This is a genomic window from Bacteroidales bacterium, from assembly GCA_016709865.1.
Classification (GTDB): domain Bacteria; phylum Bacteroidota; class Bacteroidia; order Bacteroidales; family VadinHA17; genus LD21.
In genome coordinates, this window is sequence record JADJLX010000001.1 from 395,047 (window position 1) to 410,438 (window position 15,392).

Annotated in this window: 14 protein-coding genes; 4 read left to right on the plus strand and 10 right to left on the minus strand. The window is 37.4% G+C overall.

What is annotated here, in order from left to right:
* Window positions 1-13: 13 nt before the first annotated feature.
* The 7 genes from mnmG to IPJ16_01850 all read right to left on the minus strand — a co-directional run bounded on the left by mnmG (window position 14) and on the right by IPJ16_01850 (window position 7,886).
* On the minus strand, window positions 14-1,888 hold the full coding sequence (gene mnmG / locus IPJ16_01820) for a tRNA uridine-5-carboxymethylaminomethyl(34) synthesis enzyme MnmG (protein MBK7625934.1): 1,875 nt from the start codon (window positions 1,886-1,888) through the stop codon (window positions 14-16).
* Window positions 1,878-2,312: an rRNA maturation RNase YbeY gene (gene ybeY / locus IPJ16_01825; protein MBK7625935.1), complete on the minus strand. Its 435-nt coding sequence runs from the start codon at window positions 2,310-2,312 to the stop codon at window positions 1,878-1,880. The genes mnmG and ybeY overlap by 11 nt, the downstream gene beginning before the upstream one ends.
* The gene (locus IPJ16_01830; protein ID MBK7625936.1) at window positions 2,309-2,695 is read right to left on the minus strand and encodes an ATP-binding protein; all 387 of its coding nucleotides are present in this window, start codon (window positions 2,693-2,695) and stop codon (window positions 2,309-2,311) included. Before IPJ16_01830 ends, ybeY begins: the two co-directional genes overlap by 4 nt.
* Before the next feature lie 76 nt (window positions 2,696-2,771).
* Window positions 2,772-3,947, minus strand: coding sequence for a peptidoglycan DD-metalloendopeptidase family protein (locus tag IPJ16_01835; GenBank protein MBK7625937.1), 1,176 nt, complete (start codon window positions 3,945-3,947; stop codon window positions 2,772-2,774).
* Complete coding sequence (locus IPJ16_01840; GenBank protein ID MBK7625938.1) at window positions 3,944-4,699, minus strand: DUF4292 domain-containing protein; 756 nt, start codon at window positions 4,697-4,699, stop codon at window positions 3,944-3,946. Before IPJ16_01840 ends, IPJ16_01835 begins: the two co-directional genes overlap by 4 nt.
* Window positions 4,687-6,405, minus strand: a complete 1,719-nt coding sequence (locus IPJ16_01845) for a tetratricopeptide repeat protein (GenBank protein ID MBK7625939.1) — start codon at window positions 6,403-6,405, stop codon at window positions 4,687-4,689. Before IPJ16_01845 ends, IPJ16_01840 begins: the two co-directional genes overlap by 13 nt.
* Window positions 6,406-6,407: 2 nt before the next feature.
* Window positions 6,408-7,886, minus strand: coding sequence for an oligosaccharide flippase family protein (locus IPJ16_01850; protein MBK7625940.1), 1,479 nt, complete (start codon window positions 7,884-7,886; stop codon window positions 6,408-6,410).
* A 168-nt stretch (window positions 7,887-8,054) separates the two neighbouring features.
* Between IPJ16_01850 and IPJ16_01855 the strand changes: the two genes are divergently transcribed.
* From IPJ16_01855 to IPJ16_01865, 3 genes are read left to right on the plus strand one after another with little or no spacing between them, the layout of a single operon-like run.
* Window positions 8,055-8,873, plus strand: coding sequence for a peptidylprolyl isomerase (locus IPJ16_01855; protein ID MBK7625941.1), 819 nt, complete (start codon window positions 8,055-8,057; stop codon window positions 8,871-8,873).
* A gap of 26 nt (window positions 8,874-8,899) precedes the next feature.
* Window positions 8,900-9,940: a phenylalanine--tRNA ligase subunit alpha gene (pheS, locus tag IPJ16_01860; GenBank protein ID MBK7625942.1), complete on the plus strand. Its 1,041-nt coding sequence runs from the start codon at window positions 8,900-8,902 to the stop codon at window positions 9,938-9,940.
* Window positions 9,941-10,000: 60 nt separating this feature from the next.
* A complete protein-coding gene (locus tag IPJ16_01865) occupies window positions 10,001-10,711 on the plus strand; it encodes a Crp/Fnr family transcriptional regulator (GenBank protein MBK7625943.1) in 711 nt (236 codons plus the stop codon).
* Between the two features lie 124 nt (window positions 10,712-10,835).
* Here the strand turns inward: IPJ16_01865 and ruvB are convergent, their stop codons facing one another.
* Genes ruvB through nadA form a run of 3 tightly spaced genes read right to left on the minus strand, consistent with a single transcriptional unit; the run spans window position 10,836 to window position 14,384 of the window.
* Window positions 10,836-11,861, minus strand: a complete 1,026-nt coding sequence (gene ruvB, locus IPJ16_01870) for a Holliday junction branch migration DNA helicase RuvB (protein MBK7625944.1) — start codon at window positions 11,859-11,861, stop codon at window positions 10,836-10,838.
* 12 nt (window positions 11,862-11,873) lie between these two features.
* The gene (locus IPJ16_01875) at window positions 11,874-13,427 is read right to left on the minus strand and encodes a toxin-antitoxin system YwqK family antitoxin (protein ID MBK7625945.1); all 1,554 of its coding nucleotides are present in this window, start codon (window positions 13,425-13,427) and stop codon (window positions 11,874-11,876) included.
* A gap of 3 nt (window positions 13,428-13,430) precedes the next feature.
* Window positions 13,431-14,384: a quinolinate synthase NadA gene (gene nadA, locus IPJ16_01880; GenBank protein ID MBK7625946.1), complete on the minus strand. Its 954-nt coding sequence runs from the start codon at window positions 14,382-14,384 to the stop codon at window positions 13,431-13,433.
* Window positions 14,385-14,945: 561 nt separating this feature from the next.
* Between nadA and rpiB the strand changes: the two genes are divergently transcribed.
* Window positions 14,946-15,392, plus strand: coding sequence for a ribose 5-phosphate isomerase B (gene rpiB, locus IPJ16_01885; GenBank protein MBK7625947.1), 447 nt, complete (start codon window positions 14,946-14,948; stop codon window positions 15,390-15,392).

Here is a 15,392-nt window from a genome sequence, read left to right on the forward strand (position 1 = left end):
CACGTGGAACATTTTATCGACCGAGATACATTAATAAAATATTGACATCAGATGGTGAAACTCCACTGATCCTTCCTGCCTGTCCAATATTTGCAGGCTTTATCTTCTTAAGCTTTTGCCTGCCTTCTGTAGAAATTGAAACAAGCTCTGTATAGTCTAGATCATCCGGAATTTTCAAATCTTCGAGTCTTTTAATTTTATCTGCTACAATTTTTTCTCTAACTATATAGCCCTCATACTTGATCTTTATCTCAGCCGATTCTGCAATCTCCTGAAACCTCTTCGATCTGTATGCTTTAAGTTCTGTTCCTCCTTCCAAAACCTTTAGCAAAGAACCTATTTGTATCTGCGGACGAGCAGCAAGATTAACTGCTTTTACTTTTTGAGAAATAGTGTTTGTTTCAACACTATTCAAAAAATCATTAACATCATGCGGACTTACACTTGTTGTATTTAAGAACTCAATGATCTCTGATATCATTTCTTCCTTTTCATTCAGCCGTTCAACCCTTTCAGCTGAAGCAGTTCCAAGTTCAAACGCCTTTCTTGTTAATCTTTCATCCGCATTGTCCTGTCTCAGCAAAATCCTGTATTCTGCTCTTGATGTAAACATTCTGTATGGTTCATCAACACCTTTCGTAACAAGATCGTCAATAAGTACTCCAATATATGATTCTTCCCTTCCAAGTACAAACGGTTCCTTATTTCTTAATTTTAATACTGAATTTATGCCTGCCATTATACCCTGAGCTGCGGCCTCTTCATAACCGGTAGTTCCGTTTATTTGTCCGGCGAAATATAGATTTGAGATCCTTTTTGTTTCGAGTGTGTGCTTCAACTGAGTTGGCTGAAAGAAGTCATACTCGATGGCATATCCCGGCCTGAACATCTCAACTTTTTCCATCCCCTTTACTTTTCTCAGCGCTTTCAGCTGTACTTCGAGAGGAAGGCTGCTGGAAAATCCATTAATATAATATTCTATAGTATCAAGACCTTCCGGTTCTATGAACAACTGATGTGAGGTTTTATCTTTAAACGTAACAATTTTGTCTTCCACGCTTGGACAATATCTTGGACCACGTCCTTTTATCCTTCCCGTGAAAAGAGGACTAAATTCCAATCCTTTCCTTAATTCATCATGTACCTCTTCATTAGTATGAGTCAGGAAACAACTTCGCTGCTCGGGAATTTTGCTCTCATCATCAAGATATGAAAATGTTCTTCCTTCTTCATCTCCTTTTTGCTCAGTCATAACAGAAAAATCAACACTTCTTCCATCAATCCTGGCACTGGTTCCAGTTTTCATTCTCTCGACAGTAAAACCTAATTGCTCCAGTTGCTCGCTTAAACCTGTCGATTCCTGATCCCCGGATCTTCCTCCTTTAATCTTTGAAAAACCAATATGCATCAATCCGTTCAGGAATGTGCCATTAGTAAGGATCACAGCTGAAGCATAAAACTTCGTCCCAAACGATGTTTCAACCCCAATGACTTTATCATCTTCTATAATCAGCTTTTTAGCCTGCTCCTGCCAGATACCCAGATTTTCTGTCTGTTCCAGAACCCTTCTCCATTCGACAGTAAATTTCTGTCGGTCGCATTGTGCTCTAGGACTCCACATAGCAGGACCTTTTGACCGGTTCAGCATTCTGAACTGGATCATGCTGCGGTCGGTTACCAATCCGCTCATCCCCCCCAACGCATCAATTTCCCGTACAATCTGGCCCTTTGCTATTCCGCCCATAGCAGGATTACATGACATCTGTGCAAGTTTAGTCATGTCCATAGTTATAAGCAGCGTCCTTGCCCCCATCACAGCTGCCGCATGAGCAGCCTCACAACCGGCATGTCCACCGCCAACAACAATAATATCGTATTTATAATCCATTATACTTACTTCTCAACATTTCCAACCAGAAATCTTCCTGACTTCTCATTTCTTCCCTCAAATCTTCAGTCTTATCATCATATCCAATCAGGTGAAGCACTCCATGTATTATCACCCTCTTTATCTCTTCATTCAAACTAACATTATAGTTCATGGCATTCTCTTTAACTGAATCAAGACTTATATAAACCTCTCCGTTTATCAGTTGATCTTCATTATAGTTAAATGTTATAACATCTGTGTAATAATCATGTTCAAGAAACTGAACATTAATTTTTCTAAGATCTTCATCGTTCGTTACAATAAAATTAAGGTCACCTGAAATTTTTCCTTCTTTCGCGATGACCTCATGCAGTATCCTTGTAACTTTTCGCCAGTTTCTAATTCTGAAACCAGTATTGTCGTAATAAATCTTTATGCTCAAGAGACAATGTTTATAAATATCATTGTAACGGTACTGCCCTTTTTACTAAACTTTATTTTATCTGCAAGCCTGGACATAAGAAAAACACCACGTCCGTTAAGTTCTTCCCTGTTTTCCGGTATTGTCGGATCCGGTACATTTTCCGGTATGAATCCTTTTCCCTCGTCGGAGATTTTAATCTTTAATTGATTTTTTACAAACGCAATTTCAACATGTACCATTTTCATAGGATCAGACTGGTTTCCATGAAGAATTGCATTGTTAACACCTTCAAGTGTAGAAACAAGTATTTTGCCATAGTTCTCCTGAGAAATCCCGAGGTCAGAAGTTACCTCATCAATTGCTTTTTCAACAATTCTAAGGCTTCCCAGCTTTGATTCCAATTTCAACTTTTTATACATACTCCTGTTTATGCACTCCTTTATACTGAATAAAGTTCTAATTGTTACAAAATAGGTGCTATTTTTTTGCAATCCAGCTTTCAGGATCCTGATACTTTGTTTCTACTATCATGAACTTAAGTATAGCATTATTACTGTTTCCCGGATCAGCATATACATCTCCTATCTCCTGCTTTGTTGCAACTTTGTCACCAGTTTTAACCTTTACATTTACCAGATTTGTATAAACCGAATAATATTTGCCATGACGGATAATTACCGTCATGTTAGCTCCTGTGATCGCAAAAATTCTCGCAACTTCGCCCTGGAAAACAGACCTTGCTGATGTTTTTCCTGAACTAGTTATTTCTATTCCTATATTTTCTTCTGTAACATTCTTTAATACAGCATTTTGATGTACTCCGAAAGAACTTGTAATGATTCCTTTTTCTACCGGCCATGGCAAGCGCCCTTTATTTTCAGCAAAATTCTCACCTATCAGCTTTTGCTCAGGTGTGATATCCGTCTTAACTGCTTTTTTTCTTTCTTCCTCAATTAATCTGGCTATTTCCTTTTCTATTTTTTGAGCTATTCTTTTCTTTTCATCCAGATCTTTTCTTAGCTGCTTTTCCCTATTTGATAAAGATTTTACCATTCTCTGCTTCTTCTGCTGCTCACTTAACAGCAAAGACTTCTGTTGTTCTTCCTTTGACTTCAGATCTGATAACCTGTAAAGGTCGTTTTGCAACTTAAGTTTTGAACTTTCTATTTGTGATTTCAGTTCCAGGATTATTTCCGATTCCCTTCTTCTGAACTTTGTAACCTGCTGTAAATATTTTAAGCGTTTATATCCCTGATTAAAATCCCTGGCAGAAAGTATGTAAACCAGATCAGGATTTCCTTTTTTCTGTCTGTATGAATTAGTAACCGCTCTGGCATAATCCTCTTTCAAAGCTATTAGATCCTTCTCCATCATTTCGATAGCAAGGGTGTTTAAGGAAATTCTTTCATTCACCAGGGAAATCTCCTGCCGCATGCCGCTAATTACTGATTCACGAAGTATAACTTTACTACCAATAATCTTAACAGCATTCATGCTTTCACTTTTCTCCCTGGCAGTAGTCTGAAGGAGATTATCGACGTAGGCAATCTCTTCAAGAGTTTTCTTTCTCGTAGATTCCAATTCAGCCTTTGTCTGACCAGAAAGACCTGTTGAGATGAGTGTCAAAAAAAGAATCAGCCTAAAATGCTTCATAACAGTTCTACAAGTTCATAGTTATTTCCATGAATAAATTCAATATTGCCATTCCAGGGATATTCCATCTTATCAATCCTAATGTTAACATTCATCTCTGAATAATCAATATTGATAATTGAAGGAAAGAAAATACCCGCCACACTGAGAAACTTTCCAAATTTAATTACTGCAGGATTATTGCTATTACTGCTTTCCCTTGAAACAGCAATAACCTTTGCATTTTTACAATCAATTACATATCTGATCTTATTTCCTGCTATTGCGGTATTAATAACTGTCTCTCCCTTAATGCATTCATTATCAAGCTGATTGCCGTTTTTATCTATAAAATCTCCCAGCATAACAGGCAGTATTTCCGGTACAATTCCATACTTTCTTCCCGCGTTACCCGGTCTCCCGAAAAATAGTTTTCTGTTAATCCTGTCATTAATAAGAATTGTGTCGTTGGTAAAATAAATTCGTGCAGCTTCTATTCCTGTTTTACTTCTTAAGCTAATAAGAAATGTATCTGGATATATAAACTTAATTGTGGCCAGAAAGCTCTCTTTTGCACCATTCGTGACAACATCAATCCGTGCTTTATTAATAAAAAAATTATGTGCTGTAAGGTTTTGATTTACAACTAATTTTTCAATTGCTTTCCAGTTTGTTTCTCCTGAAACTTTGAAATCCGATCTTTCTGCCTTTTGAAATACAGAACAACCGGTTGAGACAAATACGACTGATAATATGAATATTACTTTATACAATTCGCTATTTCATTATTCAAATCATTCTTTCCAGCATCGAGCTTTATTGCAATATTCCAGTTTAGAACAGCATCTTTACATTTATCTTGCTTCTTCAAAATATAACCATAATGCTCATACCATTCTGCACTTGGCTTATCACCGCTGCCAATAATAGTCTCCATAATCCTAGCTGCTTCTTTCAGCTTTCCACGCTTATAAAGGACCCAGGCATATGTATCAAGAAAAGTATTGTTTGTACTCTCTTTTTCGATCACTCTCCTTGCCATTTCTTCAGCTTCCTTAAGCTTTAAATTCTGCTCAGCCAGATAATATGCATAGTTATTCAGTATTGTAAGGTCCTCACTATTCATACCAATGGCCTGATCAAATACAGCGAACGATTTAGTATAATCTTTCATTTTATAATACAGGTCTGCCCTGAGCGTGAGCACCTGCAAAAGGTATTCATTGTTATCCCCCGCCAGAATTTCAGCCTTTCTTAACTCTTCAAGAGCAATCTCATATTTTTTTGTTTCGATAGCCCCTGTTGCGTATAGAATTTTAGCCAGAAATGACATATTAAACAAAGATGCACATTCCTCTCCCCTGCGTGTTAGTTTCTCATAATCATTTAATTGTAAATAGACAAGCAGAAGCTTCTCCCAGGCATAATAATTCTCTTTTCTTACTTTAATGATTTCTTCGAGGCGGGTTGCGGCTTCATTAAGTCTTTCCTGACTAATAAGCAACTCCGGACGTAACAACGGTATTATATCATCATCCTTATAATTTGCTTCCAGTATCATTAAAGATAACATCAGCTTACCCTGTTGATCATTATTAAGATCGGGCAGTTCCACAATACGTGCCAGCAGGGAAATTTTATCTTCTTTGACCACATTAGCATTAAGAATTACAGTACTCAGAAAAACGAACAACTCATCATAGCTTTTCTCCGTGATCAGAAAATCACATAGTGACAATTGTGTGGCTGCATTATCCGGGTTTCGCTCTATCAGACTGTTGTAAACATCCAGAGCCTCTTTTTTGTCACCTTTGCCTCTGTAAATCTCAGCAAGAAGTCCGTTATAAAGCAATTCATCGGGCTTCTGTTCAAGCATTTTTCTGGCCTTTACCAATGCTTCATCAAACCTGCCTGATGACATAAGGTTTCTTATAGCTGAAATAGTTGATGCATCATTTACACCGTACTTTTCATCAAAACTGTCGAAAATAGAAATAGCCTTATCAAAATTATTGTTCTCCGAATACAGGTTGCCCAGTGTCAGTTGCAGTTTATCATTATCCGGGAATGTTTTAACTGCCTTTTCATAATAAATTATAGCACTATCTATCTTCTTCTCCTGATAATACATCCCTGCCATCATCATAAGATACCATAGATTCTTATCATCAATATTAATAGCTTTTAAGGCATACTTTTTACCGTTTGTCAGGTCGCCTCCGGCAACTACTATCTGAGCCATCTGATAATAAGCGGCATCACTTTCCGGATTAATCTTGACGCATTGTTCAAGATATTTTAATGCGTCTCCTCCGTTACCCAGCAATTTCTGCTTTAAGGCTTCCACAAAAACAAAATTAAATGCGGCCTCATCATACTTTTTCCCGGAAACATCAACAGGTAAAATCTTCCTGCTACAGGAAGTACCAGGTATGAGAACTGTTGCAATCAGTACGATATATAATAGTAACCTTTTCATATTCACACCTTCTGCCTTCTAAAGAATATCGTTAATACTTTGTCCTTATATTCAGCAAACGCAATAAAAAACAATAACAAAACCGTATTTACTGAAAGTTCTGTAATAAGATTGGGATAATTAAAAAAGCAACTGAAAAGAACCATCCCTACCGCAATAATGAAATACGGAATAAAGCCAGCCATATTGTAATTTACCTTGTACCTTTTTTCAGCAAATACAAAAGACATAATAATCATTGTCCCATAAGAACCAATATGTGCCCATGCTGAAGCCATATATCCAAACTTTGGAATAAGCAGTACATTCATTGCTACAGTTATTACTGCACCAATGAGTGTTATATAAACAGCAAAACGGGTCATGTCGGTAAGTTTATACCAGATGCTATGATTTATATATATACCATAAAACAAATATGCCATACTGATTATCGGTACAATATTCATTGCATCACGATAGTTTCTTCCCACAATATACTGTATACCTGATATATACAAATTAATACCGAGATAAACTATCAGCATTATTATAATAAAGTATTTCATCACGAAAGCATAAGTTTCTTTCGCATCTGTATGTCTGGCTCTCTCAAAGAAAAAGGGTTCTGCAGCGAACCGGAACATCTGAATAAACAAAGCCATAAGTACTGCAATTTTGTAAGCAGCGCCATATTCTCCGACAACAGACAATCCTTCATCTCCTCCAATCAGCCTTCGCAGAAGAACTTTATCAAGAGCATCGTTTATCGAGCCGCTCACTCCTGCCAGCAGAAGAGGAAATGAATATAAAATCATCTTCTTCCAAATAGCAGTATCAAATACAAACTTAATCCTGAATATATATGGAGTTAGCATCAGGAGGGTGGTGAGGCTTGAAATAAGGTTTGCCACGAAAATATAACCGACTTTATAATCAGGATTATATACAGTTCTAAACCAGCCGGTACTTCTCTCATAAATTCCCGGAGCTATTTTTAGCAGAAAAATTACAAGACCAAGAGTAACAAATACGTTTATAATCTTAATTGCACTAAAAAGAATCGGTCTGTTTTCCTTCCTTAATCTTGCAAATGGTATTGCAGTAAAAGCGTCAACTGCAAGAATAGCTGCAAACATTCTGATATAGTCATGATTATTACTATAATTCATTGCAGCAGAGACCGGTACAATAAAAACGTTAACAAGAACAACAAACAAAGCTGATGTTATAAAAAGACTTATCAATGAAGTACTATAGACCTTATCAGCTTCCTCCTTCTTCTGAACAAACCTGAAAAAACCAGTCTCCATTCCGTATGTAAGAATGACCAGGAGAAGTACCATCCAGGCATAAAGTTCAGTGACTATTCCATAATCACTCTTTTCAATAAAAATACGGGTATAAAATGGTGTTAAGACAGCATAATGCAGGAACCTGGGCACAATGGTACCCATTCCATAAATTACAGTCTGACCCGCTAGTTTCCTGACTTCCTTCACCTCTTAATTTTGCTGACAAATATACCGCTAAAGGGTTAATCCTCTAATCTCATAACTTGTTTTGGTTAAAATATTGCAATTTGAAAACCAATATTTTCGTGTATCGGGCAAAGTTAAATATCTTTGCATTCACATTTGCAGAACGTTATTAACCAAAATATTAATTTCATGAACAGATTATTTAAGAAAACAATACTCTTCAGTATACTAGCTTTTCTTCTATCATGCAATGCGCCAGGGGGCAGTAATGAAAACACTGTGTTCGTTATGCAGACAACCCTTGGGAACATTAAAATAAGGCTATATGACGGAACACCTATTCACCGTGACAATTTCATAAAGCTGATAAACAGCGGTGTATATGAAGGAATTTCTTTTCACAGGGTAATTAAAGATTTTATGATACAGGCAGGTGATCCGGAAACAAGACCAGCCAATTCTACGGCACTACCTGATTCTCTCAAGGAATATAGTATTCCGGCAGAATTCACAACACAGTATTTTCATAAAAAAGGGGCACTTGCTGCAGCAAGAGAAGGCAACGATGTAAATCCTGAAATGAGATCCTCCGGTACTCAGTTTTATATTGTTCAGGGTGTAAAATTCACTGATGATGAACTTAATGCTGCCGAACAAAGAATTAATAATAATATTAAACAGGGACTATTCAACAGACTGTTAAGGGCAACATCAGACAGCCTTAAATCGGCAGGAAAAATTGTAACAGAAGGAGAAATTCAGGAAATTGCTTCGGTTAAAATGTTTGAATTTCTCACTACCAATAAAGATTATAAAATTCCGGAAGAACAACGTTCTGTATATAAAACTCTGGGAGGTACGCCCCGTCTCGACGCTACCTATACAGTATTCGGAGAAGTAATTGAAGGGCTTGAAGTAGTTGACAAAATTGCCGGTGTGCAAACCGATGCTGCAGACAAGCCAATAACTGATGTTAAAATCATTAAGATCAAAATTGTAAAGAACTAGTACTATCAAGTTTAAATATTAAAGTAATGCTCCAAAAGATATCCGATCTCCTGAATGAGATCTCAAACCTGAAGATTAACACACCTGACGAACTTGAGTCATACAGACTTAAATATCTCAGCAAGAAAGGACTGCTTTCAGATCTTTTTGAGGATTTTAAAAATGTTCCGGGACCGGAGAAGAGGGAAGTAGGGCAGAGGCTCAATATTCTGAAACAGACTGCACAGGAAAAGTATAATAACCTTAAAACAGAACTATCATCCACCGATGATGTATCAGAAGGAACTGACCTTACCAGACCAGCTTTTCCTTATAACAGCGGTTCGCGTCATCCGATCTCTATTGTGAGGAATGAAATAATCAACATCTTCTCCCGAATAGGATTTACGGTATCTGAAGGACCTGAGATTGAAGATGATGATCATGTTTTTACAAAATTGAATTTTGCCCCGGAGCATCCTGCAAGGGATATGCAGGATACTTTTTATATCAACAGGATCTCCTCTGAGGATTCAAATCCCGGGGATATTTTATTACGCACACATACTTCATCTGTACAGGTGAGGGTTATGCAGGGTCAGAAACCGCCAATTCGTACCATTTCTCCGGGAAGAGTATTCCGCAATGAAGCCATTTCAGCCAGGGCACACTGTATTTTTCACCAGGTTGAGGGACTGTATATTGATGAAAATGTATCGTTTGCTGATCTAAAGCAGACCCTGCTGTTTTTTGCTCGTGAGATGTTCGGTCAGGAGACTGAGATCAGGCTGAGACCATCGTATTTTCCGTTTACTGAACCTTCTGCTGAGATGGATGTCAGCTGCAAAATTTGCGGAGGAAAAGGCTGCAATGTGTGCAAATATACAGGGTGGCTTGAAGTACTTGGCTGCGGGATGGTTCATCCCAATGTACTTGAAGCCTGCGACATTGACAGTAAAAAATATACAGGTTTTGCATTTGGAATGGGAATTGAAAGACTTACTATGTTAAAGTATTCAGTTAATGACCTTCGCCTCTATTTTGAGAATGATGTAAGGTTCCTTGATCAGTTCAAAACAGCATTTTAAGAATATTGAACAATAATATGAAAGGTATTGTTAATCTTTGCATTGTAATTAATAAAACAAATGAAACAGCAGGATATTCATATTCCCCTTTGTGATAAATGTTCGCTTGAATCGGGGTCAATTTTCAAATATCTGACTCCCGACGAAATTGAAATTCTCAATTTTGAGAAAGATTTCCGTCAGTATAAACGCGGAGATATCCTCTACCAGGAGGGTAACCGCATCAGCGGTTTCTTTTGTATAAACAGCGGAATAATAAAAGTATTTAAAACAGGTTTTGATGGTAAAGAGCAAATAATCAGGTTTGCAAAGCCCGGAGATATTATTGCTTACAGAAGTGTCTTAAGTAATGAACTGGCCTGCACATCTGCCAAGGTCATTGAAGATTGTCATGTCTGCTTTATTCCGTCAGAAATACTAATTCAGTTTATTAAATCCAATTCAACATTTTCCCTTGAATTATTAAGACTCGCCTGTCATGAACTTGGTGAAGCGAACTCATTTATAACAGATATTGCCCAGAAAACAGTCAGGGAAAGACTTGCAGAAATACTCCTGCTTCTGGTTCATGAGTTTGGTCTGGATGATGAACAGTATCTCAATATATCTCTTACACGGGAAGAGCTTGCCAATATTGTTGGTACAGCAACTGAATCTGTAATCAGGTTACTCTCTGAATTCAAATCTGATAAAATGGTTGAATTGAACGGGAGAAAGATCAGGATCCTGAATAAGAAGGGTCTTGAGAAGATAAGTAATGTTTTCAATTAGCTTTTTTAACCCTTCCCCTAACCCCTTCCCTTAAAAATAAGGGAAGGGAAAGTCCTTAACAAACAATGATTTGCATTTTACCACCATTATTTAAAGATTTGCAAAAAAAAGTAATGACTATACTTTAGAACAAAGTTCCTGAAGTTATATTTCCGAACTGTTTTCCAAGATGTTTATAAGCGTGTTCAGTTGCTTCGCGGCCGCGGGGCGTTCTTTTTAAGTATCCCTCTTTTATAAGGAATGGCTCGTATACTTCTTCGATAGTGCCGCTCTCTTCTCCCACGGCAGTTGCAATAGTGGTCAGCCCCACCGGGCCTCCGCTGAATTTATCTATAATGACAGAAAGGATCCTGTTGTCCATTTCATCGAGTCCGTGCTGGTCAATATTAAGAGCTTTAAGGCCATATCTTGTTATGGCTATATCTATTACACCTGAGCCTTTTACCTGGGCAAAATCCCTTACCCTCCTTAGAAGTGAGTTGGCTATTCTCGGTGTTCCGCGGCTCCTTCTGGCTATCTCCACGGCTGCCTCATCATCTATTTTAACATTCAGGATACCGGCAGAACGTTTAACAATGCCTGTAAGTATTTCGTGATCGTAGTATTCGAGGTGAAACTTAATTCCAAACCGGGCTCTAAGAGGACTGGTTAGCAGTCCTGAACGGGTTGTTGCCCCTATAAGAGTAAAGTTATTAAGTGTAAGCTGTACACTTCTTGCACTTGGTCCCTTGTCGATCATTATATCGATCTGGAAATCTTCCATTGCAGAATAGAGGTATTCTTCCACTACAGGGCTCAGCCTGTGGATCTCATCTATAAAAAGTACATCCCCTTCCTGAAGATTTGTAAGTAGTCCGGCCAGATCGCCCGGCTTATCAAGTACCGGTCCGGAGGTGACCCGCAGGTTTACCTGAAGCTCATTTGCAATTATTGTCGCCAGAGTGGTTTTACCCAGTCCGGGAGGACCATGAAGCAGAACGTGATCGAGAGATTCGCCTCTTTGTTTAGCAGCAGTAACGAAGACAACAAGGTTCTCCATTACCTGTTTTTGTCCCTTGAAGTCGCTGAAGCTTAATGGCCGAAGCTGTTTTTCAAACTCTTTATCGGGAACGGAAATCAGGTCTTTTCTGATGTTTATGCTATCTTCCATGAAACAAAGTAACTATTTTATAAGCCTGGTGTCGCTTTCGGGAAGCTTTATTCTTACGCCATTAATACTAATCTCAACATCGTCCTTATAGGTAATTACCAGAACCGGATTTCCCTCCTCATCAAATTTCTTCCAGGTTTTCTGTCTTAATCCCATGCGGTAGTATTGCTGTTCCTTAATTTTTCCATCTTCATAATAGTGAGTATGTTCACCATCAGGATTACCCTGCACATAATTACCTTTTGACTTGGGATTTCCGTTTGTATAGTATGCCTTCCAGATACCATCTTTAAGGCCAATTATATATTTTCCCTCTTCAGTAAAGTCGCCGTTTTTCAATTTCCATTCGCCGTTTTTCTCGCCGTCAGAGTATTGACCCTCAGCGATTACTTCACCTGACGGAGAGTATTCTGTGCACATTCCATCCCTCTGGCCCTGAAAATATTCCTCTTCCCTAAGCAATGCACCATTCTCATAGTACCATTTCCATAATCCGTCGGGACGACCATTATTATATCCGCCAGTCTGTTCAACCTTCTGTGCCGCATTATAGAATTTCCACTGACCGGAACGTCTGTTATCGGTATATTGACCTTCTGCCTGGATTTTGCCATCAGGATAAAAGTCTTTCCACTTACCATTATGGTTACCTGCCTCATCTACAATTCCTTCTGAGATTTTAACACCATTATCGTTGTAAATAAGTGCATTAATTACTTTTCCGTCTTTTCCGAATTCTCTGTGAATACCAACCGGGACATTATTTCTGTATGGTCCGCTGAAGATCAGTTTTCCGTCCTGATCATACTTATTAACAGTTTCAATATCAGGTTCATCCTCAACCTGTGACTTTACAATTGCTCCATTTTCATATAGCATTGTAAGCACCAGGATTCCTCTGTTATCATACTCTTTATAATAGCCATGAAGGTTATCATCAACATATGTTTTCTCGGTTTTAATCCTGCCGTTCGGATAAAACTCTTTCCATTCTCCCTGTTTAAGACCTTTGCTGTCTATTCTGTTTATTCTTTCGCGGCTTACCAGAAAATCGTTATTATATTCAAGAAGAGTAATTAAGTTTCCATCCTTATCATACTCTTTTGAAAGTCCTTCTTTCTTCCCGCCGTTCCAGGCTATTGTCTGCTGGATTTTTCCGTCAGGGAAATAGATGTAGGCCGTTCCCTCTTTTTTATCACCTGCAAAAAGCTCCTTGGAGTAAATATATGTACCTCTGGAAGGATCTTTTTTGTATTCATAGTAGTAACCGTTCTTTTTCCCGTAGAGATAATTTATTTTTTTTGAAGTGTCTCCTGCCTGATCATAGAAGATCCAGATACTATCGAGTAAAAAGTTAGTTCTTTTTCCTTCTGATTTTTTTATACCTGTTACATAATAGCTCTTCCAGAATCCTTCGGGTTTACCGTTTTTAATCAAGCCTTCACTAGAGATTGTTCCGTTAGGGTATTTGAAAATCTGGTAGCCGTCTTTGACAATATTGCTTTCCTGTCCGGAAGCAATACTAACAAAACATAATAAGCAAATAAATATTACTGCTCGTCTCATGTTTTAAAGTCCAAGTTTTTCTGATATTTCCATCATCCTGATAATTGGTTTCCTGGCTTTGATGAGTATCTCAGGATCAAGGTGAATTTCAGGTTTTTCGCCCGAAAGACAATCATATATTTTCTTCACTGTAATCAGTTTCATAAAATTACATTCACTGCATCCGCATGTAGAATCTCTGGGAGGTACAGGAAAATAGTTTTTCTGAGGATTTTCTTTTTTCATCTGATGAATAATACCTGCCTCAGTAGCAACAATATAATTATTTCCGGGATCCTTCTTAGTGAAGTTAAGCAATGCTGAAGTTGAACCGATATAATCAGCCACAAGCCTTATAGGCATTTCACACTCAGGGTGAACAATTATTTTGGCATCAGGATAATCTTTTTTCAGATTTATTATTGCTTCAAGAGAGAACTCTTCATGAACATGACAAGTTCCGTTCCATATTAAAATATCTCTTCCGGTTTTATTCAGAACATAATTACCAAGGTTACGGTCGGGAGCAAATATAATTTTCTCGTTAACAGGAAGAGATTCAACAATCTGGACAGCATTTGATGAAGTACATATAATGTCAGACAATGCTTTTATTTCAGCTGAAGTATTTACATAAGACACAACAGTCCTGCCTGGATTATCCTTTAAGAATTTTTCGAAGTCCTCAGGTTTACAGGAATCAGAAAGTGAACAACCTGCCATCATATCGGGCAGAAGAACCTTTTTTTCCGGAGCAAGAATTTTAGCAGTTTCAGCCATGAATTTTACTCCTGCAAAAAGAATAATGTCGGCTGAATTTGAGGCAGCTTTTTGGGAAAGAGCGAGGCTGTCTCCAACAAAATCAGCAATATCCTGAATATCACCTGTCTGATAGTAGTGTGCAAGAATGATAGCATTTTTTTCTGCTTTCATTCGTTTGATTTCCGATATATAGTATTCTGAATTTTCTGTTTTCATTTCACTGTAAACTTAATCAATAAAATTTTACTGAAATCCCGGATATCAAAAATTGAGGTCTTATTAACACCATAATATTCTTATACTTTAAATTTAAATTTCTTTTATGATGATGATGTTATGCTGTTAATAGTGTTGAAATTTAAATAAGATTTTTATTGTTTTATTCATGATAACAACTCTGCTAACATCTTATAAACAGCTCAAAAAATATACCATTTTTGATAATCAGATGATTAGTTATGTAATTAACAATTGTTAATACTGGTTTGTTAATACAGGATTTGCGACAAAAGTATAAGATTTAGGGTTTATTTCCGGTTCATATTTTAGTTTTCTTTTCTTAAAACTTTGTCTGAAACGGTCCGGGGTTGTTCAAAACCATTGAAATCGTTAATAAATTCAAATTGTTATTATCTTTTATACATGTTATTAACATGTTTATCAAACAAACATAAAATTAGGTTGTTATTAATTTAAAGATATTGGAATACTTTTTTCTTTTGTTAATCAATTATTTAAATTTGTCGCAGATAGTAAAACAACAAAGATCATAAGATATTGAAAAATAAAAAAATAGCGCTGGTATCAGACCATGCCGGTTATTACCTTAAAGAGAAGATATTGAGTTATCTCATAAAGGAAAAGTATTCTGTTAAAGATTTTGGATGTTCTTCGCCGGAGGCTGTCGATTATCCTGATTACGGACATCCTCTTGCCAATGCAATATCTGCAGGTGAGTATGATCTCGGGATTTCAATTTGCGGAACTGGAAACGGAATAAACATGGTTGTTAACAAGCATCCCGGTGTAAGGGGGGCATTATGCTGGAATGAGGAGATAAGCCGTCTGGCCCGGGCTCATAATGATGCAAATATCTGTGCAATACCCGGACGTTTTGTATCAGAGTCGGAGGCCTATCTAATAGTAAAGACCTTTCTTACCACAGAATTTGAAGAGGGCAGACACCGGGGCAGGATTGACAAGATATCATTAAAAATGTATTAG

Excerpts from the sequence above, each read along its gene's own strand:
- IPJ16_01855 (MBK7625941.1), top strand. The coding sequence starts at position 8,055 with ATGAACAGATTATTTAAGAAAACAATACTCTTCAGTATACTAGCTTTT.
- IPJ16_01835 (MBK7625937.1), bottom strand. The coding sequence starts at position 3,947 with ATGAAGCATTTTAGGCTGATTCTTTTTTTGACACTCATCTCAACAGGT.
- pheS (MBK7625942.1), top strand. The coding sequence starts at position 8,900 with ATGCTCCAAAAGATATCCGATCTCCTGAATGAGATCTCAAACCTGAAG.
- nadA (MBK7625946.1), bottom strand. The coding sequence starts at position 14,384 with ATGAAAACAGAAAATTCAGAATACTATATATCGGAAATCAAACGAATG.
- IPJ16_01865 (MBK7625943.1), top strand. The coding sequence starts at position 10,001 with ATGAAACAGCAGGATATTCATATTCCCCTTTGTGATAAATGTTCGCTT.
- IPJ16_01875 (MBK7625945.1), bottom strand. The coding sequence starts at position 13,427 with ATGAGACGAGCAGTAATATTTATTTGCTTATTATGTTTTGTTAGTATT.
- mnmG (MBK7625934.1), bottom strand. The coding sequence starts at position 1,888 with ATGGATTATAAATACGATATTATTGTTGTTGGCGGTGGACATGCCGGT.
- ruvB (MBK7625944.1), bottom strand. The coding sequence starts at position 11,861 with ATGGAAGATAGCATAAACATCAGAAAAGACCTGATTTCCGTTCCCGAT.
- IPJ16_01845 (MBK7625939.1), bottom strand. The coding sequence starts at position 6,405 with ATGAAAAGGTTACTATTATATATCGTACTGATTGCAACAGTTCTCATA.